Here is a 26,878-nt window from a genome sequence, read left to right as displayed (position 1 = left end):
ATTACGTTAGACGGAATTTACGCTGAGCTTAGTGCTTAAGGTTCTGTCTATGAACCCGTCATTGTCGATCTCATAACTCAGATAAAACGGTATTAATGTCAGTAATTTATCAAGACATTGAACTCACGGAACTATTATAAAATGAAACTAACAACGTTAAGTATCACGCTTCTTTCGACAGTTATGTTATTAACAGGCTGTGGTGACGAAAGTAATCAAGCTTCGAATGTTGCAACAACACAATCCGTAGAAAAAGAACCTACTCAGAAGGCTTGTTACGATGTTGGTGAAACAACGTCATTGGAACGCAAAGATGTAACAGGACCACGCTGCCAATGGCAAAGTGAGCACAACTTTATTGTTTACTCTGAAGATCTGTCCAAGCCTGAATACCCAGGTACACTTCCCGTAAAACCAGGCTATGCCGTTCGCAGAGCAAAAGAGTGGCCCCGTGAAGACTTGTCTGATGCGAGCTCTTATGACAAACCTCGAATTCAGTTTTGGTGGAATAATGTCAGCTCTCGAGACCCTCTCGTAAATGATTACGAAAATGGCTACAAAATTTGGAGCGTGAAAATTGATGGGACAGATTTACGTTTAGTTACGGATGATATGCCAAGTACGGCGTCGCCACAGACCTTTATGATGAGTCGCTCACCCAATAATCGTTATGTGGCATATGCATACAGTTATGGTGAGCCTCTGATAAAAGCGATCTTTGACTTAAAAACGCAGCAGACCATTCAACTGGGCAGTGCGCGCACCAAGCCTTATTTAGTCTGGGCGGACGACTCTAGCTACATCTATTTCTCAGACGGTTTTAAGCGTTTTAAATACACACTCGCGACAGGAATCAAAGAAGAGGTAGACGTACCGTTGTCTGAAAATACGGTCATTGTAGACGGCAAGTTAATCAATGCCGCGGGCTTGGGGGTTGGGGTTTATGACGCCAAGACACTCAAACGCTTATACACTATTTTACCTGAAAAAGAGTTTGAAGACTCCGTAGATATTGAGAAGCGTATCTACCGCCAAATTGCGATCAGCCCTAATGGTAAGTATGTATGGGGAATCAACTCGTATCGTAAGGTGCTGATAAACGTTGAAGATAAAACGTGGCTTGCGTTTTCTAAGGAAGGCGATGAAAAGAAAGTTTACGATAAGGTGGTAAACATTAGTAATGATGGCCGAGAAACCCAGGTAGGAGCAGCAATAATAACCATAAAACGTTATGGGTCTGATTATCGCTATGAATTGACCGGAAAAGGTCGACAGTCATGGAAGGTGATTCAATCTGGTCAAAACACGATAACACCAGTGTTATATAATGCCGATGCTAATGACGGGCGCTTTCTGGAGGTAGAAAACGATGAGTAATGACTTTAAGTATTTACCAACAGATGTCTATTTGTTCGGTGTCGATTTTCCTAATATTGGGGATGCACAGAACCCTCAATATAGAGCGATTAATATCGAAAAAGACCTGACCTTATTAGAAGAGTTGAAAAATATCCGCCCTATGTCACGACTTCCCATTGCCATAAATTTAGGTGAGGAAAGCGCGGCTCTTTGGGCGACAGACGATTTAGGTCGTTTACATGTGCTGGGTGATTCAACGCAGAAAAACCAAAAAACCAATATCAATCAGGTTTTGGCACTGCGTTCGCCAGTACATAAGTTAGCACAGAAGACGTACAAGCTGTCTTTTCCCGAATGGTCAATGCTTACAGAGTTGGCGATTGGTGCGCAGAGTAATGCTCGCCCAATCAAAAAGGCGTGCGCAGATCTTGCCTCTATCTTAGGGAATCTAAAAGCGTATGGCGGTGAGCAAACGCTAAACTCGCTAGAAAAAAAAGTGGAATACGCCGTCACAGAAGTAAAGCGTTCACAGCTCGCACCTAAATATGAAGCGGGCACTCAAGCACTATCTGATGAGCAAGTTACATATAACAAGTGGTATGACTCTGTTCCTGAAGATAAACCCATTCGTGGCTTTACCGTGCCGACTTTTTCATTTCTCGCTGTAGTTTTTTCAACCGATGATTATGACCTAGCTGTTGTTGATGTAAAGCGTTTCGACGAAACAACGAGTACACACAAAAGCTTACAAGAAGAGGGCGTTGTAACGCAGGCTAAACTTGATAAAACCAGCGGTTCGCATCGTCCAATCGCGTTGTTTCCGTTGGCGTCGGACGTTTTTACTGATGGCATGTACACCATTGAAGTGGTTTTCGACCAAGAGTTTGCAGGTAAAATTCCCGAATTTGTCCAGAATGCTACTAATGTAACTAAAGAATATGATGAGGTTGGACTTATCTCCAGAGTCACCTACGAGCTACGAGAGTACATCACGCTTAGCCAAACGACACCGTTTGGTAAGATCGCGGTTGTTGCTGGCGACATGATCTCACTTGAAGAGTCTTTGATATACCAATTTCCTACGCAGTTTAAAGCCCTACAAGCCTTCCGAATGGGAGAGCTTGAAAACCTAGAGAATAGCGGAACGACGGCGAGTATGAGTGCTGCGTTGTGGGAGGTTGGCACAAAAGTTACACCAAGTTTGGTTAATGCTGGCATTAATATTCATCAAAATCCATCAAGTAAACATGACGTGATTGGGAGTTTAGCAAACACGTTTTGGGGACAAGTAGATAAGGGCACGTTACCCCCAGCCATGATTTCTGCATTGGAATTTTCATTTGGGGTGTCGGCTACCACAGCAGCTTACCAAGCTCTTCAAGATTTACGCCAAGCGGCATCGGAATCCGAGCGTGCAGCACAAGTGGGTTTAAAAGCGCTTCTCAAAGAGAAAGGGTTTGATAAAAGTAAGTTCTTTACCAAGGTTATTGAACCTGCGAGAAATGGTAGTGCCCACGTTGTGGCGGGGAGTGCTGCAAGAACTTGGTTGACAGGTAACGGCAGTATCAAAAGCTTTTTGTCGCCCTTTGCTGGTGCAGGGCTCAATGCAATCAACACCTTCTATGAGATAAAAGAGATCACTGACAAAAGCGAGCAATTACGCTTAGCAGAAGAGAAAGCTAAACTCAGGAAAAGTTATTTTGAGCAGGTATCACGCGATTATCTGAACTGGGTACCAGTCTGGAAAGAAAGTCTGAAGAGTGGGGAATTACTACTTAAGCAAATCATAGATAAGTTAGGCGACAATGTAACGTTTACTGACGTCATTCCTAATGACGTTGCTGAAGACAGTGCAATGTTTGTTAAAGACCATAAAGGTGCTGGTTTACGCTTGGTTTTTCCTTTTGATAACAATCAGGTTCAAGCCCCGCACTTGTCATATTTGGCTGCTGTCGATAAAGAATTATCTAAGATTCCAAATGCCGTTGTTGAAATCGAAGGGCATGCCTGTCAAAACGGTGATTCAGAATATAACCAAAACCTTTCGCAACAGCGAGCGCAGCATGTTGCTGAGTTCTTTTCTTCAGTCAGTGATATTCGATTTTTTGGCGAACGTCGACCAATAGTCGAGGTACCAAACAACGAAATCAAACGCGAAAACGCGCAACTTAATATTAACCGACGTGTTGAAGTTCGAATCTACTTACAAGAGTTTGCGGCGAGAATTCCACCGAGTCGACTCGGCTTTAAGGCTATGGAGCAAGCGCGTTTAGCTCAGTTAAATGCGAACTTGGGAGAAGAAGCAATTGCAAAAGAGCTCAAGCTAGCTATCTTCGAGATGATCGTTGGTATGGCTTGTTATGTTCCGATAATAGGACAGGCAGCAAGAGGCTTTTTCGTTGTCAAAGAAGGCGGGAAAATGCTGATGAGTGGCGCCCAGTTGCTAGACTCTGCGCTCTTCGATTATTACTTGTCTTCCTACAACGAAGTTAGAAAAAGCATATCTGCAATTGAACAACTTAGCCATGAAACCACAGAGATTATTGATTCATTGGCTGAAATTAATACTCAATTGACCGAGATGTATTTTACGTCTTCAGAGGCGTTAGTCGAGCACCTAGGAAAAGCTACGGGTGCAAAGGAGTTGATTAAGCGCTATCAACGCCGTGCACTTGCTATTAATGGTTTGGTGCTTTTGATTCAGAGAGCTTGTGCTGAGGGCGAACAAGAGTTCACAGAACAGTGGCGAATATTAGCTATCGATGAATACATTCAGCGATATATCGAAACCGACGGCTGGATATTAAACACAGAGTTAAAAGAAAACTTGTGTAACTTGTGGCTCCAAGAACTCATGCGTCGTGAGGGACACAAGCAATTAGTTGAAAGTTACGGTGAAGAAATCGCTGAACAAATCATCACTCTCAACAAAGCCAACTATATTGCTCCAAAAAGGAAAGATGTTTCTGGGGCGTTTAATGTAGCGTTTCCAGTGCAAGACAAGCTCTATAATCGCGATCAACAACGAGGCTTAGTGGAGTTTGCGACACAGTTTAATGTTGAGTCTAAAAAATTATCAGAAGAGGACCTAGGGTTCGTTAGGTTATTAGTCTCTGAGCCTCATGACAATTCTAAATGGGTCACCTTTGATGATTGGGAGAAGGCACGATTAAAAGCAAATAAAAAGGTGCGATTATCGCCTTTCCACCGTTTGAAGTGGCAAATGGTGTTAGGCAAACAAAGTCTAAAACAGATGACGTCAAATGTGTTTCAGTGTGAGATGTCTTATCAGCGCACTGACGGTTTACTTAATACCAGTGGGCCTAAGTTTAATTTGATGTTCAAACCGATGAAACACGAGGAATTTAGTGTAGACCCCAAAGGCGAGTTGGCCGAATTTTTTGAGGCGGAAAAAGTAGACAGCAAAGTCTTTATTGGTTGTGAGTTTGAGCCGTATTTTTACTTTGGTGATGATGTCTTCTCTGGAGTGAAGCCTTTGATCGCCAAGCATGATTTAGTTGATTATAGTGGCTATTTATCGAAAGTTGCTCTCGGTCCGATTTTTGGGCAAGTGATAAAAATTGACTCCCAACAAGATGTACTCAAAGAATATGTACACAGCGGTGGCTTCAAAAACATGACCTATGAGTTCACTCTATCTGGAAGCAATTATAAGCTACCAGTACGAGTGGACAAAACAGTCGGACGATTTATTACTTCACCTAGACAGATTCCTGTAGGGGTTGATACAAACCATAACCATACACTCTCTGCGAAATCGGGTTTTATAGCGAACGGAAATAGTGTGTCAGAGAAAGACTTGTTAACGCTAGATTTTGTCTTACATAGTAAAGTTCATAAAGGCCCGACAAAGCCTATTATCGATGACATCAAGCACAGTGCGATTGCGGTCAACTACGGAAATAAACGACAGTTTATGAACGAGGAGAGTATGTTCACTACTGCGGATGAGCTCAAAGGCTTTGATTGGACTTCGAATAAGTCATTCGCTATGGAAGTTATGCTCATTGGTGGTAAGCACAGAAAAGAGTCGTATCAGGGCCAAAACCTCGAATGGCAGAGTGTTCCAGTTTCACTAAAGCTCTCTACTACTTTTGATAATGAAGCCGTATTCGGCTCTGAAACTACCGCTGGCCCTGAATATCTAAGTAACCTTACTTACATCGGGATACTAAAGAAGGACGGGTCTAAATGGACGCTAAATGACAGTGATGTGATTAACAAAAATATAGACTCAGATTTCGTTTCTGAGGCTTTATCCTACATAGATATGGATGAAGATTTCGATGGTAAGGTAGTCTACGTGTCTCGTTTCGAGTTCGCATTTAAAGCGCTGAACGGTCAAGAAATCAAGGGGCTTCGACCATTTGGACCCGTTGTTTCGACATTTGGTCGATTCCAAGAAGCAGTTCTAAAGGTGTCCTCTCTAGCACAACGCAATACAGCGGAAAAGACGCCGTTCAAACTTGGAAGCTTTGAGATGTCGTTGGACAGGCAGTACAAAAATGTAGATGAATTATCTTATTTTTCTGATTGTGAAGACCCAAGCTATAAAGTTGACAAAGATATGTACATCAACTGGGCAAAACTGAAACCAGCAGAGCGTACCGAGCGTCTGGTAACCTGGATTAGAGACCCCTACTTAGCAACTATCATTGAAGCGTCCATTCTCAATAAATAAAAAAAACCGCCTTAGGGCGGTTTTTATTGTCAATCGGAACTTAATCAATCGATCTACTCAGTTTGCTCATCCACGGAGCTCAACCCGCCGCAGAAATATCGTATTTCTTCATCTTGTGATTGAGCGTACTTAATGGAAGCGACAGTTGCTCTGCCGCTCGTTTCGTGTGCCAATTACAAGAGTTTAAGCAGTCAATAATTACGGTACGTTCGTATTGGCTGACGACCTCTTTTAGGCCAACTGCGACATCGTCATCTCCTAGAGGTTCAGGTTCAAACGTGGGCTGTATTGCCGATGTAACTGGAGCAACGACTTGATGGTGTTCTACCTCTTCAGGGATCTGTTCACCAAACTCAATCTGAGTAATGGTTTCGAAATCGGAAAGCAGAACCGAGCGTTCGATGATGTTTTTAAGCTCACGCACGTTACCCGGGTAAGGGTAAGCGAGCAGTTGGTTTCTCACATTAGCACTCAAGCCTGGTGATTGAGGCAAGCCTAACATCGTCGTGGTGTGCTGAACAAAGTGCTCAGCAAGTGGGATAATGTCCGCTTGTCTGGATCTCAGTGGTGGTAAAGTGATAGGGAAAACATTCAAGCGATAGAATAAATCGGCCCTAAAGTCACCGTCTTTAATCTGCTGCATTAAATTACAGTGTGTCGCTGCAATGACTCTGACATCCACTTCAATTTCTTTGCTGGCACCAACAGGACGAACTTTACGTTCTTGCAGCACACGCAGTAGTTTAGCTTGAAGTAGCATTGGCATATCGCCAATTTCATCTAGGAACAGGGTGCCACCGTTTGCTGCTTCAAATAAGCCAACTTTGTCCTTGTCTGCACCGGTAAATGCCCCTTTTCTGTGTCCGAAAAGTTCGGATTCCAGAAGTTGTTCAGGAATTGCGGCGCAGTTCTGAACGATTAATGCTTGATCTGAACGATTCGAGTTTTCGTGAATGTATTTTGCAATGACTTCTTTACCCGCACCTGTCTCGCCTCTTAGTAAGACGTCGACAGGCAGAGAGAGCACCTTATCAAGTCGGCTCAATACATTGACCATCTCTTCACTTTCAGCGATCGGACCTTGATAGGTTTTCTTTGTCCGCTTTTTTAGCTGAGTATTTTCACGGACCAATGCTTGGTTATCGGCGCTTAAACTCTTAATCACTTGTCCATATTGCTCTAACCAAATGGCATGGCGAATATTACTTGCCGCCATTCGGCAAAACTCGGTAAGTGCGGTTTCGTTATCGATAACGCTTAAATCGAGCAAAACCAATAATCCAATGGTTTTGCCTTCATCATCAATCAATGGCCAAGCAAGTAAGTTGTTGCTTTTTAGACCTAACGTTTGCTCGGTTTGATAGATGCCTTCGCAGTCATAACCATTATAAGTGTATAGCTCATTGATCAAGACAACTTCGCCGTTACGTACGGCGAAGTTGAATGGGTCGGCTTCACTTACTGTGTCTAACTGCAGTGGTTCCCAAGGATGTGAGGCAATGACTTTTTCATGGTGGTGTGCAGTGCTCGGAATCAAGGCTTGACCGGTTTGGTCAAGCACGTAAATGATGCCATGTTTCGCGAAAGTCATTTGCCTTGCTGCTGTGAGAACGGCATCCAAAGTTTGAGCTAACTGGCTGCGATCAGCCAGAGATTGGCTGATCGCAAGTAGGGCGTTACTAAGCTCACTATGGTTAGCTGAACGCATAGGTTAGAGTTCCTTGCTCGTCCACAGAAACGTCAATTTGAGTATGTGAATCACCCTTGTCATTCACCAGTAGTTGAGTCGAAAGCTGCGGCAATAGTTGACGGTTAATAACGGCATCAATATTTCGAGCTCCCGTCTCTGCAAGGCGGCAGTTGCCTAATACGAATTCCACTAAGTTATCACCATAGCAAAGTGCCAGTTTGTGGTGGCTTTGCAGGCGCTCAGACACTTTCTTCAGTTTATGATGGATGATATCAGTCATTGCTGCGTCTGAAAGTGGAAGGAATGGCAACACGGACATACGAGCCAACAAGGCTGGCTTGAAGTGTTGATTCAACGTTGGGCGAATGGCTTCAGCGACGATATTGGCATCAATGTCTTTCGCTTGGTGAACTAAAGACTCAATCTCATGAGTCGCAAGGTTACTTGTCATGATGATGAGTGTATTTTTGAAGTCGATGGTACGACCTTCGCCATCATTTAGCGTGCCTTTGTCGAACACTTGGTAGAACAGGTTGAGTACTTCTGGATCTGCTTTTTCAACTTCATCTAAAAGAACAACAGAGTAAGGGCGCTGACGAACTGCTTCGGTCAGCATACCGCCTTCACCAAAACCAACATAGCCAGGAGGAGAACCAATAAGACGAGAAACCGTGTGTTTCTCTTGGAACTCAGACATGTTGATGGTTGTCATGAAGCGTTCACCACCAAACATCTGATCAGCGATAGCGCGAGCGGTTTCTGTTTTACCTACACCACTTGGGCCAACCAATAAGAAAACACCCGTTGGTGCATCTGGGTTACCTAATCCCGCTTTTGCGGTTTGAATACCTTCAGCAAGCGCATCAATGGCAAATTCTTGGCCTTTAATGTTTTGAATTAGGTTTTGCTTCAAGTTTAAGGTCGCTTGCGACTCATCTTGAAGCATCTTACCAATAGGGATGCCTGTCCAATCAGAAATTACATGACTAATTTCGTTGGGACCCACTTCATAGTGAACGAGTGGATTGGTACCGCGCACGTTATCTAAACGTTCGTTACAAGATTGAATAGCTTCGCGAGTCTGCTCTTCAGAATATTCATGACAATTTGGCTTGTCACTTGTTAGTGCTTCATTGTCTTGAAGCGCATTGTCAGCTTTAGGATCACGGTCTTCTTCAGTCGAAGGAGTAGTAAGGCTATAAAGATGGCTACGCAGTTCAATGATTTCTTGAATAAGAGATTGTTCTTTTTTCCATTGAACTTGAAGGGTAGCTTGTTCTTCGGTGGCCTTTTCAATCTTCTCTTTTAGATCAGGAATTAAAGCGGCACTGTGTTTGTCACCGGTTTGCTGCAGTTGGTCACGCTCAAGAGCTTCGAGTTCGCGGTTCGCAGCTGCAATTTCTTGATGCAATGTTTCGACAGGTGCCGGTGTTGCATTAAGGCTAATATTGACGCGAGCACAAGCCGTATCTAACACGTCGATTGCTTTATCTGGCAGTTGGCGTCCAGTGATGTAACGATCAGCTAAGTTTGCTGCGGCAGTGATTGCGTCGTCACGTACGTACACGTTATGTGATTTTTCATAGGCTGGTCTTAAGCCTCGGATGATCAATGCGGCTTGACTAGCTGATGGCTCATCGAGTTTTACTAGTTGGAAACGGCGCGCCAGAGCTGGATCTTTTTCGAAATATTTCTTGTATTCAGACCATGTGGTGGCAGCAATTGTTTTTACTTCACCACGTGCTAGAGCGGGTTTAAGTAGGTTGGCAGCATCACTGCCCCCAGCTTGATTGCCTCCGCCAACTAGCGTATGAGCTTCATCTATAAATAAAATGATTGGAGTCGGTGAGTTCTTCACTTCATCTAGTACTGCGTTAAGGCGTTTTTCAAACTCACCTTTTACACTCGCTCCTGCTTGAAGTAAGCCCATGTCTAGGCCGTATAGTTCAACACCTTTGAGGCAGTCTGGCACATCTCCTTCGGTAATTTTTAATGCAAGACCCTCTACCACCGCTGTTTTACCAACTCCCGGCTCACCTACGGCGATTGGGTTATTTTTTCTGCGTCGCGCCAATATGTCGATTATTTGTCGGATTTCCTGATCACGGCAGAATACTGGGTCGATCTCGCCCTTTCTTGCTTTGCCGGTAAAGTCGGTGGTGAATTTACTTAATGCCGAACCATCTTCACGTGTGTCGGTTTTTTCTGATGTCGTTGCTAAAGATTCTAGAGAGTTTGTTGTGAGTTCAGAAAAGTTACGCTTTAAGGTATCTGGGTTTACACCGTCTAAGATTGAAGCGTAGCCGTGCTGACCATAGCGTAGTGGGTTACTCACGAGTGTAAGAAGTAGGGCGCCAGAGCGAATCTGAGTTTCGGATAGATCTAAAGATGAGACCAACCAACTTTCTTGAAGCCATTCGATTAAAAGCGAAGAAAAAACGGGCTTGCTGCCGTTGCCTGTTGTGTTGGTATCTAAAGTCGAACGAATGGATTGCCTTAAAATGGTCTCTGAGCAATCGAAATGACTTAATAAGATATCAAAATCACTATTTGGCCTTTCTAATAAGCTTAATAGATAGTGTTCAATTTGCACTTCATTGGCTTTTTCCGATACGGCTAATGCAGCGGCATCCTCTAAAGCGACTTTTACAATAGGGTGCAGACGTTGTATTAAAGAGGAAAGGTTTATATTTATCATTTTAGTTCTATTAGTTATGTATATGGGATGCAGCAATTATACTAAAATTGATAACTGGTTTTTTATTCGGTGATGAATTTACTATTGTTTATTGGTTACTTTTATTGTTTGTTTTGGCTTTTTATCTGACTAATATTTAAAATCCCGTTAAAAATAATAAATAGTCTAGGTGTTATGATTTAATTACTAGTTTTTTTGACTTTATTTCTAATCTTCGAGATAGTTATTTTGCCTTTGTGTTTTAAATTCAATTTATTAGTATCCACGTTCAATAAATCGTTTTTATAAACAACAAATTGTTGTTAAATATAATGTTTATAACGGGTGATTTTTTGTAACTGACTGTATTCATTGGTTTTATAAAGTTGGCATGATGTTTGTATTAGCTTAACCAGTCGCGGTGATAAGCGATTTGGTGAATTAATGAATTAATGAATTAATGAATTATAAATTTTAAAAAGGAAATATCGATGCCAACTCCAGCATATATGTCTATCAATGGTGAAACTCAAGGTCACATTACTAAAGATACTTACTCTGCAGATTCTGTAGGTAACACTTGGCAAGAAGCTCACGTTGATGAGTTCCTAGTTCAAGAACTTGATCACGTACTAACAGTTCCACGTGACCCACAAAGTGGCCAACCAACAGGTCAACGTGTTCACCGCCCTGTAGTAGTAACTAAAGTACAAGACCGTTGTTCACCTCTGTTATTCAACGCATTAGTGTCTGGCGAAAAGCTTCCTGAGTGTGTAATCCGTTTTTACCGTACTTCAGTACAAGGTAAGCAAGAGCACTACTACTCAATCAAGTTAATTGATGCACTACTTGTAGATATTCAAACTCGTATGAATCACTGTCAAGACGCTGCAACTTCAGATCGTGTAACTGAAGAAGTACTTAAGCTGACTTACCGTGCAATCGAAGTAACTCACGAGAACTGTGGTACTGCTGGTAACGATGACTGGCGTGCTCCACGCGAAGCTTAATCGCTTTTCGTGAAAAACAAAGGGTCAACAACTGCTGTTGGCCCTATTTCTATTATTAGTATCAGGTAAAAGATATGGTGAATGACGTAGAATTTAAGTTTGAACTGCAAGGCTCTGAGCATGATTTTCGTGTGGAGAGCTTTCAGGTAATCGAAGAGCTTTCAAAGCCTTTTCAAATCAGCCTATCATTACTTTCACTTGATCCTGATATCTCATTTGATGCACTTATCCGTAAACCAGGTAGCTTGACTCTATATGGCCAAGGTGTCAGTTCAGCGAGATGCTTTCACGGCGTAGTTAATGAAGTTCGTTACCTTGGATCGGGTAGGAGATTCTCCCGTTACCAACTGACTCTTGTTCCGCAAGCTTGGTTTTTGAGCCAAAGACAAGACTGCCGAATATTTCAACAAAAATCAGCGTCGGCGATCATCTCTGAAGTTTTAGATGATGCGTCAGTAACTGATTATCGATTAGAGCTGTCAGGCGTATATCCTTCAAAAGAATACGTGCTCCAATATCGAGAGACAGACCTAGAGTTTGTTCAACGAATTTTGGCTGAGCATGGTATGTGGTACTACTTTGAGCATACAGAAGCTAACCACACAATGGTTATTGTCGACAGTAATGATGCAATAGCTGAGTTATTGAGCTCACCACTTAACGGGTCTTATTTGGGTCCTATTGTTTATCATGCTGATGGTGGTGGTGTTGCAGATCGCGAGCATATCTCTGATCTTGAACTTGTGAATCGAGTGAAAACCGGCCACGTTACTTACACTGACTATAACTACGAGTTTCCGAAGATCCCTCAGGAAATGAGCAGTTCCGGCGAACTCGATTTAGATTTGAAATTATTCGATTTTCCAGGACGTTACGTTGACCCAGCAATGGGGCAAGTAAGATCAAATGAATGGATGTCAGAGCACGTTGTAGATAATCAGCAAGTAGAGGCGACCAGTAATGTCATGAGACTGGCGTCTGGATACAGTTTTAGTATCAGTGAGCATCCACGTTCGGCAATTAACCGCGATTACCTCATGCTGTCGGTGATGCATAGTGGTCATGACCCTCAGGTGCATGAAGACGAAACTAATGGTCTGCCAACTACATATCATAATCAGTTCGCGTGTATTCCTAGACATGTTGAGTTTAGAGCTCCAAAACTTGAAGCTCCTTTGGTTGAAGGTACGCAAACAGCGGTTGTCGTGGGGCCTGCAGGTGAAGAGATCTATACCGATAAGCTTGGGCGAATCAAAGTCCAGTTCCATTGGGACCGTTATGGCGAGAGCGATGAGCATTCGAGTTGTTGGATTCGAGTTAGCCAATCAATGGCTGCACCGACTTGGGGGGCGGTATACCTACCTCGCATCGGCCATGAGGTGGTTGTTACCTTCCTAGAGGGAGACCCTGATAGGCCTTTAGTTACTGGCGCAGTTTATAACGGACTTCATTATCCTCCATATTCGTTACCAGAGAACAAAACGCGGACAACTTTTAGAACGCAAACGCATAAAGGGACAGGCTATAACGAGTTGAGCTTTGAAGATGAAGCTAACCAAGAAGAAGTCTACATTCATGCGCAAAAGGACATGTCGACCAAGGTTTTAAATAACCGTTATCGCGACATAGGTCAAGATGAGTTTTTAAAGGTTGCACGCCATCAGACAAATGATGTTCACGGTGATCACAAAGAGACCATTGACGGACACAAGACCACCCAAGTTAACAGTACGTTTACTGAAACTGTCGAACAAGATGTATCCGTTACTTACAATGCCAATGAGACTCAATATGTTAAGAATAACTCTGATCTAGAAATTGGAGACAATCAAATTACCAAGATTGGTAAGAATGATGACTTGGATGTGGGCGAAAATAGCAACTTAACGGTAGGTGCTTCAAAAAGTTCTGACATTGGAGCTGATGATAACCAAACGGTTGGTGGCAACTTAACGGTTTCTGTTAAAGGAAATACTTCATACAAAGCCGATGGTGCGACCCAGATCATAAGCGGTGACAAGATAGTACTGAAAACGGGTGGGTCTTCATTAGTGATGAATAGTGATGGTTCTATCAAGTTGTCCGGTTCTTCAATAACCATTGAAGGAAGCGATAAAGTTGTAGTCAAAGGTGGAAACGTAGCGATCAATTAATGATGGAAAAACAAACCCAAATTATCCAAACCATCACCGAACAGCAAGCCGAATCAACGGCTTGCTTTTCGCGTTTTGGAACAATTGTATCGATTAACGAATCTAAAAGTGGTGTTCGTGTCGATTTCGAAGGTAACCCTTTACAGCAACCAATAAATGCGAGGTTGGGGCGGGGGTTCAAATTAGCCGAGTTACAACTTGCTATTGATAACAAACTTTCATGTCGTATCGAATTTTTAAATAACGATTTTAATCTCCCTTTAGTCACAGATATCTTTTTCTCCATTCTAGATGATTCTGATGAATTTGTACTGAGAGCAAAGAAAATGGTTATTGAAACGGAACAAGAGTTAATAGTGAGAAGTGGCGAAACAGAGACTCGTTACAGCGGCCGTGATGGCCGAATTACCACCAAAGCCAAATATGTGACTTCCCAAGCAGAGAAGGCTCAAAAAATTCAAGGCGGCACCATCGCGATCAATTGATCGTGTTACTAGATTGGATTCACGGATGCGTCAAAAAATAGGTATTGATCAACTAAACCAGCCGATTACTAATGAAGATTTGGAACTCGCCATCACTAATGCGGAAAGTACGCTCGCTTTATTGGACGAGCTTCCTATCAAGTGGCTGGATATGTGTAATGAAAAGCTGTCACTGGCTTCGGAGACACTCGGTTTCTTGTTAAAGCAACGCTTACAAGTACATAAAAGGGGATACCCAAGCGTTAAACTGGAGTATTTAGCGCTGGCTGAGCGTCAGATTGAAGACCTAAAAAATGTTTATTGGTCTTTCTATCGATTGGCTCCGGGATTGATTCATCAATTAAAGCAGAGCGAACCAACCATTTATGCTTGGCTCATGTTGAATTCTGAAATTGGACAAGAGCACGAAAACCTACTTTGTGGTTTATCGATACTTGATGATTTGGATTACCAAACCGCAAAATTGCTAGTTGTTCAGTCATCATTATCAGACATCGACTCTGTGATCATCGGAATGGTTGAAGGTGGTTGTAAGCTTCCCTTACTTTTCCTTGAATGCATACAGTTACGTCAGAGTATTACTGTCGGTTTATTAAAACGTTGGCTCAAAGATAAACGATTTTCCGATCATAAAACGCATTCGTTTTTATCTTTACAAAATGATTCAGAGAGCGTCATTTGGTTAGTTGAAAATACTGCGGGCAGTCAGAATTTGTTTGAACGATTACTTGCGAAGGAAGACAGGAATACATGGTTTCGTAAGGAGTTCGGTGTATCCGTCGATGGTGTCTTTGATCCTGAAGTCATTACTTTTGCCAAACTTTTAGAACTCAAAGAGTTTTCCAAGTTTGATACGAGCGGTGCGCTGGCGCCAATTGAGTTTGTTTTACATGGCCTGAATGAGCACGTTCCTGAAATAGTTGAATTGATGTTAAGCCTTGATGAGTTCGATGGCGAGCAATGGGTTCAGGCGCTCTATATTGTCTATGGACAACGTATGCCAGTGACACCAGAAAATTTTGGCCTCGACATTGAATGGGATGAAATACTCATAAAGTTAACAGAGTGGGTTGAAAGTGGTGCTTACATACAAGTATCACCAAGTCGAATGGGGCAACCTTTGACCTTAGAAACCAGTATACAAGCCATGTTCGATACTCAGGTTAGTACCGTATTTAGGGTTTGGATTTGGCGACAGGTTTGTCTTCACACTCGATCATACATTCCTTGGGATTTTACTATGCCTGCTCATCAACAAAACTGGAATATCACACGATTAACTCAGAATTCAGCAGCCTCAGAAAGGTTCAATTTAAGGAATAATAATGCAGTTGTGGGATATTGAGAATCATCCTGACCTTTCTATTAAAGGCAGATTCCAACGAGATCAGAATGGCGATGAGGTGTGGGTTGTTGTTGGAAAACGCTCTTGGAAACTCGTAGATTCAGTTTGGACGGAGCAAGAAGAGTCAGAGATTTACGACGATCCGATTTATTTGGGTGAAGCGGGGCTCTCCGCCATGAAAGTAGACCATGAATTTGCCATAGTCAAAGCCAATACTGATGTGCTGATTTTCGGTAAGGCACGAAGCTATGCAAAAAAGGCAGTTACGTACCACGAGTGTCGGCTTTTGATTGACGGTCACATTGATAAAACCATCTCGGTACTTGGTGATAGGCAATGGATTGAGCATGGTGGCAGTGTAACATTGAGTAAACCACTCCCATTTGTCGAAAAAGAGATCGATTTCTCATGTGCCATAGGCGGCGATTTAAGAAATCGACTCGGTGGAGGAGTTGCTGATAGCAAAGGTGAACTATTGAAACAGAAGGTTCCTTCGGTTTTTTATCCTACGGAAGATTGGAGTGCGACACCCAAGAATACACGGGTTGCTGGATTTGGCCCGTTAGCCCCATTTTTCGGGGCTCGTCAGCAATATGCTGGCACTTTTGATGACGATTGGCTAGAGAATAGGAAACCTCTTTATCCCGTAGACTTTGACCAGCGTTTTTATCAGAGTGCGCCACTAGACCAACAATGCAAAGGCTTCATATCTGGCGGTGAACGATTGATGATGAGTGGATTTTGCCATAATGATGCACTCTCTTTCCGCTTCCCTCAGGAAATGTATGTCGCAGAAGCGCAGTTCAAAAATGCTAATTATCAAGCTGATATGTTTATTTCTACCGTTTTCATCGATACCGAGACTCGCACACTTTCAATCAGCTATAGCGCTGCGTTTCCATGTCAAGGTGAGGAGCACCTGTTAGTGTCAACGAAGATTCATAAAAAACAGGAGTTTTCCGATAATGAATAACAATTCAGCACGATTTGTTATTGGGATGGAGGCCATGACACCAACCGGCATGAACCTTGATATCGCCACAACAGTCGCCAAAGCGGATTTGGGAAGGTTTGACCAGAAAGTGGACTTGGATGGAATAGAAAGGTTCACCTTCGCCAATATTGAATACACTTCGAAGACATCATTGTTTGATAAGTGTAAAGAGCTTATTGAGAGCTTGATCGACTCTCTTTTAAAGCAGTTACCTACATCATTAAAGCCTATTCCGTTACTCGTCAATGTACCGGGCTCTATTTCTGCTGTGGAGATGAGTCAGTGGTTAAGTGAATGTAAGCATTGTGATTCAATATCACGTTATGAAGTGGTTCAACAAAGTGGACCATCATACTTGACCACATCATTGGCTAAGTTGAACCAATTCGATGCAATAATGAGTATCTCAGTAGATTCACTTGTTGATGATCTCAGTGACTTAATCGAAGCTGGAGATGTCATGAGTTCAACTAATCCATGGGGCATAATACCGAGTGAGGGCGGGGCGGGTTTACTGTTATGTCGGAATAACTTGGTGCAAACGTTAAAGCTTAAACCCAAAGCAAAGTTAGGTTATTTCGAAGTAGAACCTGCAAATACAACGCGAAGGTCAGTAATGAAGCTCGTCAGGAATGCGAGTCGCAATATCAAGAGTTTTGGGCCTGTATTCTCTGATATGACTAATCTGAGGTCTCATACTGAAGATTATGGATTCGCGTTAGGTGCACGCGCCGAATGTTTTGATAACCCACAGCAGCCCACTTTAATTAATGATTTATGGGGTACATTGGGTAGTTGTTCTGCATTGGCATTAATGGCCTGCACTATCCAAGAGGTAACGCATAATAGCCCTGTAACCCTGTTAATGTTTGATGTTAAAGGAGAAAGGGCGTTGCTCCAACTCACTTGTATGAAACAGACCTGACTGCATAGCCGTGATACGAAACGCTTATATTATAATCATTATCACACGACAATTATCTGAAAGGCGATTCAGTAGACAAAGTTAGTCTTAGCGTTTATTTAGATCCACCTTATTCATCAAGCCGCTTTAGTTGCTGCACCGCTCTATCTCTAAATTTGTAACACCTTGATGAAACTGATGTGTATTTTTATCATCGTAATTAAGTATAGCGTTGTACATTCCAATGACGAACTCAAGCTTAGGAGCGGGGCTTGATGGTTTTATGATAAGTGAGCAGTATTTCAGTGCTTTACCATACTCACTTGATATCGAACTATTCCTAATTCCTATTTGGTGAATCCACTTCCCAAACACCTATTCCAATTATAGAGATAATCAATATTATTTCTGAACATTACTCAGATAAACGAACAATTCGTTTTTATTAGAATGAACTAAAAATGTGACTCAGTTAACAATGTATGTTTAGTTCGTTATTTACGTGGATAAGTACCCTAATTTTTAGCCAAAAATAGTTAGTTAAAGCGTTTGTCGTAATGTTCGGTTGTTTAGTAATAATAACTGAATTAATAGTCTTACCGATGGTTTTAAATACTGCTATTGAAAAGGGTATTGGACAGTAATTATTATCTAGCATTAATTTATTTCGTTTGATAAAGAGTTTAGCGTGCCAGAAAAGCAAGGGACAGCCAAAGGTTATCTAGATAAGTTGGTTGTGAAAGCGATCGAAAAGAAAAATCAGCAAGCTCAGAATATGGCTAATAAAAATAAGCCCAAGCTAGAGTATGTGATTTTCTCCCAATTTGACGTGTTAGATACATTACCTTCAAAAAATGGCAAAACGACTGTTTATCACCTGGCCAAGAAAGGGAACCCTGAAAAACAGGTTTGCTGTAAGGTTCTAAATGAAGGTTCATCTGAACTTGCGAATGAATTAATCATTAATGAAGCCAGTCGTCTTGAGATGTCTCAACATCCGAGTGTTGCTGATTTCATTAAAATAGGCAAAGAGTTCGATCGACCATACTTTATGTATCAGTGGATTCAGGGAGAATCTTTGGCTGAAAAAATGGCTCGTCATACTCCTAAAGGTTTTAGGCATGACCATATTGCGTGGCTGATATATCAATTGTCTGGTGCGCTTGAGTTTATGCACACGAGAGGTGTCTGCCATTTAGATATTAAACCTTCAAACATTATTGTTACAGAGTCCGATTATGTAAAGTTGATCGACTTTGGTGCTGCTCGTTATGTTGGTGAATCTAATACTTACGCTGAAGCAAGCATGAGCTATGCGTCTCCTGCGTTTATAAAGTCTGGCGTGGCTCAACCTCAAGATGACGTCTATTCATTGGCGTTATTAACTGGGCATCTATTTCTTGGAGCTGCATTTGGCGATGCTTGGACAACTCAATTACAAGCAAAAAAACGACCAGGTTTAATCCCTAACCATGTATGGAAGTTAATTAAAGATGTTGTCAACAACCCTCGACAGCACAGGTATACAGCGACTTCGTTTGCGCAGCAACTAGCCAAGATCGATACCCAAAAATTTGGTGCTGATGTAAGTGCTCCCTTATTTAGTAGTTTACGGAATGCTGATCTCGTTCTAACCAAACATCGAACTATTGACAGAATTCAAAGTGGTCGGCTTCGATACTTAGAAGCGAGTTTGGTTCTGTGTGTCGTGATTATCACTGGTACATATTTATATAACCAAGGTCAGCCTGAATGGAAATCGATTGTTAAATCGACCAACAGTTCGAGTAGCCTTGTGAGCACGATTAAACCTGCACAAACCGCGTCTTTTTTAGCGCAGTCTCCATGGGATATTGAATTCGCGTTACAAGATATGGAAAAAGATGTCGTCTCGACAGCTCCTTACCGAGAAGCTTATGAAGTCCAACAGAGCAAATTAGCTAAGTTGTATAAAAACTATGAATCGGACTTGAATGAATATGAAGGGGCGGTCGATCTACTTCCTAAAACTCTGATGTCGATCCGGCATGATCTCGTTGTTTTGCGAGAAAAACTGAACAGTGACGGCTCTCTATTTCCTTATGCAGATAAAGCGCTGACGGAAACGATGGCAAGTCTGAATAAGGCGACCATCAATTCACAAAATATTGCCGCCTTTGGTGGGAATCAAGAACAGCGTTTAGTCGAACTCATCTTAGATGGGAAATCAGATGTTGCAGACAGTGATATTGAAACTGCTTGGAAAGTAAACCAGTCAAGAGCCTACTTTTATAGTCATGTATTACCGCGAAAAGTGCTCAGCGGAATAGATGCCTCGATAGAGAAAAATGCAAAGCAGCATTATTACACCAAAGCAATTCTTGAGGCAGAAGCTGCGCAATCATTTTTTGGTAACACGCCAAAATTGAAAGCTAAAGTAAGAGCTCTAAAAGTAGCAAGAAGCGAATTTATCTTGTTCAGTACTGTAACTGAACAATCAGTATTTGGCCGACAGAAACTTCACGACTCGTTAGCTGATCTAGAGACTAATGCCCCTAAGAAATTCAGCGAAATAACGGAAATTCTTAATAGTATGGCAAGTGATTCTATAGACAAAAGTCATCAACTATCTAAACCAGCGCGAGGTGCTATAGCAATCGAGCGAGCAATTAGAAATTACAATTCTGAAAGCAGAGGTTAACTTGAGTCTGATCGATACTGAAACGCTATTAGCACCAATATCTGAACACTCACCAACTGGTGAGGATGCTAGGTACGAGTTTTGCTATGAAATGATGGAAGCCGAAGTGAAAAAATTTGGTTCATTATTTGGTGAGACTGTTGACTGGCATATAGTAAAAGTCCATTCGATTGAAGTGCTAAGTCAGCATAGTAAGGATCTTAAAGCGCTTTGTTATCTGATCCGTTCTTTGGTAGAGGACAAAGGCGAGATAGGGCTTGAGGAAGGATTATCTTTGCTCAATGACTCAATCAGTCGTTTTGGTCATGAGTTATACCCTAAACGTAAAAGAGGTAGAGATGGGGCTGTTGAGTGGCTCAATCATCAATTCAAACTCGTCGCGACTAAATTGTCTGCAGAATCCCTTGACTGGGAAGTTCTATCTCGATGTATCACACTAACTGAAGGTATCCAGCGTCAGTTTGACGAGATATTTCAAGACTCTGATGTAGACTTTTTCGAATTAAAAAGTCATTTGAATCAACTAATGCAGAACGCATCTTTAAATGAAGAAACGTTGGTTGAACACAGTTTGGCTGATTCCGAACCGCTCATTGATGTTGTTGCACTGTCCGAGAAAGCGATCGTTCCACAAAGCCACGAAGCTGACAGTCCGAAGACGCACACCACGCCTAATCAGAAACGAAGTAAACCTCGAGAGCACAGCACTGTAGACGTTGACACAGATTTTTCATCTCCGGCTGCATCAAAGCGTACGTTAAAAAAAGTGTCTGAGATCATGGTGCATTCAAATCCGACTGAACCTTTAGGATATCGGATTTACCGTCACCTGACATGGGCCGACGTTGATGGTTTACCTGATCACAAAGACAATCTAACGCCTCTTAGCCTCGCTGTGTCATCAGACCAGCAGGCGGAATATCGAGATAAAGCAAATCAAGAAAGTGATATCGATACGATCAAGCGTTTAGAGCGAACACTTACTGATGCGCCATTTTGGCTGACTGGGCATTATTTCGTTTATTCAATGTTAGACAATCTTGGGTATGACGAAGCTGCGTTGGCTGTAAAGCAAGAAACAAAGAGATTTGTCGATTCTTTTGAGGGAATTGAGAACCTCTCTTTCAAAAATTCTATTCCATTTGCGGATGAAGCAACGATTACTTGGTTGTCTACAGGTAACGCTTGTCCTTCGGGTAAGTCGTCAATAATTCAAACTATTGTTGTAGCTGAAGATGATCTATCTGAGATGGAGGATATTGCCCTAGGTGACTTGGGTAAATATGTGGCTGAACTGTCAAACAAACTCGAGTTGGATAACTCCGGTCGTGGACAATTCATGTTGCACTTAAAGTTAGTGAAAGCCTACCAAAGTGTTGGTTTATACCCTTTGTGCTTGCCTTACTTGGAACAAAGTTGGGCGGTGGCTAAGGAACTAAATCTATCAATTTGGGAACCCCATTTGTTTTTTTCTTTAGAAAATCTAATTCAAAAAACTCTAAAGGAACTATATCGAACTAAGGATTTTTTACCTGTGAGATATAGCGAATGGGAAACAATTTATGACCAGCAATAAACTAGAAAGGACTAATTATGTCACGTGATGGCTCGGTGGCTCCGAAAGAGCGAATTAATATACGTTATGTTCCAGCAACAGGCGATGCGTCTGATGATGTTGAACTGCCCCTAAGTATGATGGTTGTCGGTGACTTCACTGCTCGTGCAGATGAAACTCCGATCGAAGAGCGTAATCCGATTAATATCGATAAAGATAACTTTAACGAAGTATTAGAAGGTTACGCACCGAATATCAAAGCAAATGTTGAAAACCGTCTTTCTGATGAAGAAGGTGCGCAAATTGGCGTTGATATTACATTCAAAAATATGAAGGACTTTACTCCAGAGTCGATTGCGAAGAGCGTTCCTGAGCTGAATGGTTTACTAGAACTTCGTGAAGCCTTGGTTGCATTGAAAGGCCCTCTAGGGAATGTACCTGCTTTCCGTAAGAAGATTGCAGCAGTTCTTCAAGATGAAGAAGCAAGAAAGAAACTTTTGGATGAACTAAGCATTGGTGCAGACCAAGGCGAAAAAGCAGAGTAAGGAAGATCATGTCGGCAGAAGCACAAGCACCAGAACAAGAAGCAGCTCTAGTTGAGTCAGGCTCTCTTCTGGATAGCATTTTAAATGAGACTCGCATTAAACCAAGTGATGAGGGTTTTGACGTTGCAAAGCGTGGCGTTGAAGCATTCATTGGTGAGTTATTAAGCAGCTCAACAGTAGAAAAAGTAGACCAGTCTTTAGTTGATTTGATGATCTCTGAGATTGATCAAAAGTTGTCTAAACAGGTTGATGCAATTCTTCACAACGAAGAAGTTCAAGCGATTGAATCAACATGGCGTGGTCTTAAATATCTTGTTGATCACACGGACTTCCGTGAAAACATTCAAATCGAACTTATTTCGGCTAAGAAAGACGAAGTTCTGGATGATTTTGAAGATGCTCCTGAAGTAGTGAAATCAGGTTTATATAAGCAGATTTATACTCGTGAATACGGTCAATTTGGTGGTAAGCCTGTAGGTGCCGTTATTTGTGATTACCAACTATCTGCGTCTTCGCCTGATATTAAACTAATGGAATATATGGGTAATGTAGGTGCTATGTCTCATGCACCATTTATTACTTCTGCATCTTCTCAATTCTTTGGTTTAGATTCTTATGAAGAATTACCAAACTTAAAAGACTTAAAGTCGGTATTTGAAGGTCCTCAGTATACTAAGTGGCGCGGATTCCGTGAGCACGAAGACGCACGTTATGTTGGGCTGTGTACATCACGTTTTATGCTGCGTACGCCATACTCAGTTGAAGACAACCCAATTAAGGCATTTGACTACGATGAAATGGTTACGGACAGCCATGACAATTACCTTTGGGGTAACTCAGCTTATGCTATGGCTTCAAAGATCAGTGAGTCGTTTGCAAAATATCGCTGGTGTCCAAACATTATTGGCCCGCAAAGTGGTGGTGCGGTAACCGATTTACCGGTTTATAACTTTGAAGCGATGGGTCAGATCGAAACTAAGATCCCAACCGAAATTCTGGTTTCTGACCGCCGTGAGTATGAACTTGCAGAAGAAGGCTTTATGGCTTTAACAATGCGTAAAGGTTCTGATAACGCAGCGTTCTTCTCGGCAAACTCAGTTCAAAAACCAAAAGTGTTTGCGAATACACCTGAAGGCAAGCAAGCTGAGATGAACTACAAGTTGGGTACTCAGCTACCTTACATGTTCATTATTAACCGCTTAGCTCATTACATTAAAGTACTTCAACGTGAGCAAATTGGTTCTTGGAAAGAGCGTACCGATTTGGAAGTTGAGCTAAATAAATGGATCCGTCAATACGTATCTGACCAAGAGAACCCGCCAGCAGAAGTTCGTGGTCGTCGACCGTTACGAGCGGCTAAAGTCGAAGTGTCTGACGTTGAGGGTGACCCAGGTTGGTATAAAGTATCGATGTCTGTTCGTCCTCACTTCAAGTACATGGGCGCGAGCTTTGACTTATGTTTGGTTGGTAAGCTAGACCAATAATAAGTTTGGAAATAAATAAGCGGCCAGGTTTACTGGCTGCTTTTTTTCTTAGAGTGTTATATGGAAAAAGGTTACCGATTATTAGAACGAATTGAACTTGGTGAGCCGAAAAATTGTTATGAAAAAGTGGTTTCACATAGGCATTTAATTGAATCCATTCATCTGCACCTTGCTGATTTACTTAATACTCATGCGGGTAATTCAATGATCGATCGGGAATATGGCTTACCTGATTTCAATGATGTTCTATCGAACAACACCAATTTAGTTCGTCACATCCAAAAGAACATCACTTCCACAATAGAAAGCTTCGAACCTCGGCTACGAAGTGTTGAAGTACATTACCGAGAAAATCACAACAACCCTCTTCAATTAGGCTTTGGCATATGCGGAGAAGTCTTACACAACGGTGGAAAAGTTCCGATGTCTATCGATGTCTATATGGGAACTGACGGCCAATTTAACGTTTAGTAGGTGCCCATTGAGTAACAGTAAATACTTTCAAGATGAACTCACATATCTACGAGAATCCGGCAGCGAATTTGCCAAGTACAATCCAAAACTGACCAACTTTTTGTCTGAAGGAACATTCGATCCTGATGTAGAACGTCTTCTTGAAGGTTTTGCGTTTCTTACTGGCCGTATTAGAGAAAAGATTGATGATGAACTCCCAGAGCTCACTCAGTCGTTAATGACGCTGTTGTGGCCACATTACATGCGCTCGACTCCTTCGTTATGCATTAGCGAACTAACGCCACACTCGGGAAGTGTCACTGAAAAAACAGTGGTAAAGCGCGGGGCTGAGATGGCTAGTGAACAAGTGGAAGGTACGCAATGTTTATTCAGAACCTGCTATGACGTAGAGCTTTTCCCCTTAAAAATCACAAGCATTGACCAAAGCAACAGTCGAACAAGCTCATCTGTTGATGTGACACTTGCGACTGAACATGGGCTAGAGTTATCTCGTATCGGGTTAGATAAATTAAGGTTTCATTTACATGGTGAGATCCATATAACTAGAATTCTTTTCTTATGGATATTTAGATACTTAGACTACGTCGAGTTAGACGTGGGCGGTGGGTATAAACGTAAACTTGGACCTGAATTTGTTAAACCGGTTGGGTACCAAGACGACGAAGCGATACTGCCATATAGCGACAATTCATTTGCAGGTTATCGTTTGTTGCAAGAATATTTTTCTTTACCAGACAAATTTATGTTTTTTGATATTACGGGTCTCGATTGGCTAAAAGGGATACCACAAAGAAGTACCGTGAACCTTAAATTCCACTTTAAGAGAGCATTACCTGCCGAAGTTGTCCTGAAAGATAAGCACTTAAGGTTACATTGCACGCCAGCTGTGAACCTATTCGAAAAAGATGGTGATCCAATTCGGCTTGAACATCGCCGAAATGAGTATAAAGTTCGGCCACAGAGTGACAACCAGGATCACTACGAAGTTTATTCAATAAACCAAGTAGAAAGTTGGAGCAAAAATGAAAGGCGACGAAAATCTCTTATTGAATTTGAGTCCTTTGAACACCAAATAAATCAAAGAGATAAACGTGATTTCTACAAGTCAAAAGTTTCAGAGCGAGTGAGTGGAAGAGGGCTTGAGCGTTATATATCTTTTCATACCCACAATGGGGATATTGCAGACCTAGGAACCGAAACGGTTTTGATGAAGTTATTGTGCAGTAATGCAGATTTGTCTGAAAGATTGTCTGTAGGAGACATCATATATACCACACATAAATCTCCAACTTACGCCACGTTTAGTAATATTACTAAACCTACGCAATCTGTTAGCCCGCAAGTGAATGGCGAACTCCAATGGCAACTGATTGCTAATATGTCATTGAATTATCTATCGCTCTCTAATATTGATGTACTCAAGGTTTTACTGTCTACATATGACTTCCATTCTAGAGTGGATAGGCAGGCTCATAGGGCTTCGTTGCACAGGCTTGACGGCATTATCTCATCAGAAATGAAACCTATCGATAGAGTGTTTAGAGGGGTATCCGTTCGTGGTAATCAATTTAAGCTTAAGATGAACTCTAGTTTTTTTGTCAATGAAGGGGACATGTTTTTGATGGCAAATGTATTGAATGAGTTCATACGCTTATATTCAAGTGTTAACTCATTTACAGAGTTAGAAGTCTACGATGAACGCAGTGGCGAAAGCTACCAATGGGCAAGTTTAACTGGACAGCAAACAATCTTATGATTGATGAATTATCAGAAAAAATAAACGAATTTAGCTTTTTTCAAGCAGTTTTGTTGTTAGAGAAGCACTACCAACTATTACCGGGCAGTGATTTTGTAGCGGTTGGTGAAAACAAATATTTTTATCAAGAGAGAATTGCGTTTAGTGTCTCACCAAACCTCTGTTTCCCCAAAAGTGATATGGAATTCATCAGTCATATGGAAAGGTCTGGTGAGCACTATTCGAGAATTGAAACTAACTTTTTAGGATTACACGGTTCAAGTTCACCTTTGCCCGCGAACTATACAGAAAAATTAGTAGGTAGAGATGATGATGATAATCCAGTTAGAGACTTCTTTGATTTCTTTCATAATAGATATACCAGTTTAATCTATCGTGTTTGGAAAAAGTACCGTTATCATGTTCAGTATCAAAGCGATGCAACAGATGACTTTTCTGGGCGTATGCTGCACCTAGCAGGGTTGTCTAATGTTATTCAAGAGTCTGATACGATCGTGCTTGATCGTGCAAAGATTTTGTCTTACGTCAATCAGCTATCTACCAGGACACGCTCTCCGAAACTGATTTCTGGCATTGTTGCGCACTATTTTTCATTACCAAGTGTTCGAATCGAAGAGTGGGTCTTTCGAAGAGTAAAAATTGCCGAATGCCAAAGGAATCAATTAAATAGAACGAATTGTATTTTGGGTTCAAATTTACATTTAGGTAAGAGCATCCCAGATCTAAACGGTAAGTTTAATCTTTGTATTGATAACATTGATTTCGAGACGTTCCGAAAGTTCTCCTATGGAGGAGATTTCCATAAAACTTTAGTGGGGTTGATGCGTTTTATTCTTCGTGACCCCATGTCTTGGGATTTAAAGCTAACCGTTGATTTAGACTCAGTTCCAAAGAACCAACTCGGTCAAGGTGATGGGACGAGTTTGGGGCAAACTTTTTGGTTGGGTCAAGCAGGTACGAAAGATGCGAAGATTAGAGTAATTGGAGGCATTTAAAAAAGCCGCTCATAAGAGCAATGCCGTTCGGATAAGCATTACTGTTTGAATCTAAACGGATATTTAGCTG

At 41.8% G+C, this 26,878-nt stretch carries 16 protein-coding genes and 2 pseudogenes; 15 read left to right on the top strand and 3 right to left on the bottom strand.

Annotated features, from left to right (window positions below):
• Positions 1-141 precede the first annotated feature (141 nt).
• A complete protein-coding gene (locus ACED46_RS17655; RefSeq protein ID WP_371722026.1) occupies positions 142-1,377 on the top strand; it encodes a TolB family protein in 1,236 nt (411 codons plus the stop codon).
• The gene (locus ACED46_RS17650) at positions 1,370-6,061 is read left to right on the top strand and encodes an OmpA family protein (RefSeq protein WP_371722025.1); all 4,692 of its coding nucleotides are present in this window, start codon (positions 1,370-1,372) and stop codon (positions 6,059-6,061) included. The genes ACED46_RS17655 and ACED46_RS17650 overlap by 8 nt, the downstream gene beginning before the upstream one ends.
• Before the next feature lie 79 nt (positions 6,062-6,140).
• On the opposite strand, the pseudogene ACED46_RS17645 reads toward ACED46_RS17650, so the two are convergent.
• From ACED46_RS17645 to tssH, 3 genes and pseudogenes are all read right to left on the bottom strand, one after another.
• Positions 6,141-6,305 (bottom strand): annotated as a pseudogene (locus tag ACED46_RS17645) (helix-turn-helix domain-containing protein); the annotation flags it as partial.
• An 83-nt stretch (positions 6,306-6,388) separates the two neighbouring features.
• A pseudogene (locus tag ACED46_RS17640) lies at positions 6,389-7,769 on the bottom strand (sigma 54-interacting transcriptional regulator); the annotation flags it as partial.
• Positions 7,756-10,449 (bottom strand): type VI secretion system ATPase TssH, encoded by a 2,694-nt coding sequence (tssH, locus tag ACED46_RS17635; protein ID WP_371722024.1) that lies wholly within the window; start codon positions 10,447-10,449, stop codon positions 7,756-7,758. The pseudogene ACED46_RS17640 and the gene tssH, both read right to left, overlap by 14 nt.
• 470 nt (positions 10,450-10,919) lie before the next feature.
• On the opposite strand from tssH, the gene ACED46_RS17630 reads away from it, so the two are divergent.
• The 13 genes from ACED46_RS17630 to tssG all read left to right on the top strand — a co-directional run bounded on the left by ACED46_RS17630 (position 10,920) and on the right by tssG (position 26,808).
• Complete coding sequence (locus ACED46_RS17630; protein ID WP_012600867.1) at positions 10,920-11,438, top strand: Hcp family type VI secretion system effector; 519 nt, start codon at positions 10,920-10,922, stop codon at positions 11,436-11,438.
• A 74-nt stretch (positions 11,439-11,512) separates the two neighbouring features.
• Positions 11,513-13,591, top strand: coding sequence for a type VI secretion system tip protein VgrG (gene tssI / locus ACED46_RS17625; RefSeq protein ID WP_136974948.1), 2,079 nt, complete (start codon positions 11,513-11,515; stop codon positions 13,589-13,591).
• Positions 13,591-14,076, top strand: a complete 486-nt coding sequence (locus tag ACED46_RS17620; protein ID WP_017062589.1) for a hypothetical protein — start codon at positions 13,591-13,593, stop codon at positions 14,074-14,076. The genes tssI and ACED46_RS17620 overlap by 1 nt, the downstream gene beginning before the upstream one ends.
• A 25-nt stretch (positions 14,077-14,101) precedes the next feature.
• Positions 14,102-15,421 carry a hypothetical protein gene (locus tag ACED46_RS17615; RefSeq protein ID WP_371722023.1) on the top strand — a complete coding sequence of 440 codons (1,320 nt, stop codon included), beginning with the start codon at positions 14,102-14,104 and terminating at the stop codon, positions 15,419-15,421.
• Positions 15,402-16,394: a DUF2169 domain-containing protein gene (locus ACED46_RS17610; protein ID WP_371722022.1), complete on the top strand. Its 993-nt coding sequence runs from the start codon at positions 15,402-15,404 to the stop codon at positions 16,392-16,394. The genes ACED46_RS17615 and ACED46_RS17610 overlap by 20 nt, the downstream gene beginning before the upstream one ends.
• A complete protein-coding gene (locus tag ACED46_RS17605) occupies positions 16,387-17,340 on the top strand; it encodes a hypothetical protein (protein WP_371722021.1) in 954 nt (317 codons plus the stop codon). The genes ACED46_RS17610 and ACED46_RS17605 overlap by 8 nt, the downstream gene beginning before the upstream one ends.
• Before the next feature lie 667 nt (positions 17,341-18,007).
• A complete protein-coding gene (locus tag ACED46_RS17600; protein WP_371722020.1) occupies positions 18,008-19,999 on the top strand; it encodes a serine/threonine protein kinase in 1,992 nt (663 codons plus the stop codon).
• Between the two features lies 1 nt (position 20,000).
• Complete coding sequence (gene tssA / locus ACED46_RS17595) at positions 20,001-21,575, top strand: type VI secretion system protein TssA (RefSeq protein ID WP_029235906.1); 1,575 nt, start codon at positions 20,001-20,003, stop codon at positions 21,573-21,575.
• A gap of 17 nt (positions 21,576-21,592) precedes the next feature.
• Positions 21,593-22,099 (top strand): type VI secretion system contractile sheath small subunit, encoded by a 507-nt coding sequence (gene tssB, locus ACED46_RS17590; RefSeq protein WP_017064520.1) that lies wholly within the window; start codon positions 21,593-21,595, stop codon positions 22,097-22,099.
• A gap of 8 nt (positions 22,100-22,107) precedes the next feature.
• Positions 22,108-23,583, top strand: coding sequence for a type VI secretion system contractile sheath large subunit (tssC, locus tag ACED46_RS17585; RefSeq protein WP_371722019.1), 1,476 nt, complete (start codon positions 22,108-22,110; stop codon positions 23,581-23,583).
• A 60-nt stretch (positions 23,584-23,643) separates the two neighbouring features.
• The gene (tssE, locus tag ACED46_RS17580; RefSeq protein ID WP_017064522.1) at positions 23,644-24,054 is read left to right on the top strand and encodes a type VI secretion system baseplate subunit TssE; all 411 of its coding nucleotides are present in this window, start codon (positions 23,644-23,646) and stop codon (positions 24,052-24,054) included.
• Between the two features lie 10 nt (positions 24,055-24,064).
• Entirely contained in the window at positions 24,065-25,813 is a 1,749-nt protein-coding gene (gene tssF, locus ACED46_RS17575; RefSeq protein WP_371722018.1) for a type VI secretion system baseplate subunit TssF, read from the top strand.
• On the top strand, positions 25,777-26,808 hold the full coding sequence (gene tssG, locus ACED46_RS17570) for a type VI secretion system baseplate subunit TssG (protein ID WP_371722017.1): 1,032 nt from the start codon (positions 25,777-25,779) through the stop codon (positions 26,806-26,808). The genes tssF and tssG overlap by 37 nt, the downstream gene beginning before the upstream one ends.
• Positions 26,809-26,878: the final 70 nt, after the last annotated feature.

Origin of the sequence: Vibrio sp. 1S139 (assembly GCF_041439475.1) — a bacterium.
Taxonomy (GTDB): domain Bacteria; phylum Pseudomonadota; class Gammaproteobacteria; order Enterobacterales; family Vibrionaceae; genus Vibrio; species Vibrio crassostreae_C.
This window is presented reverse-complemented; position numbering and strand designations above follow the sequence as displayed.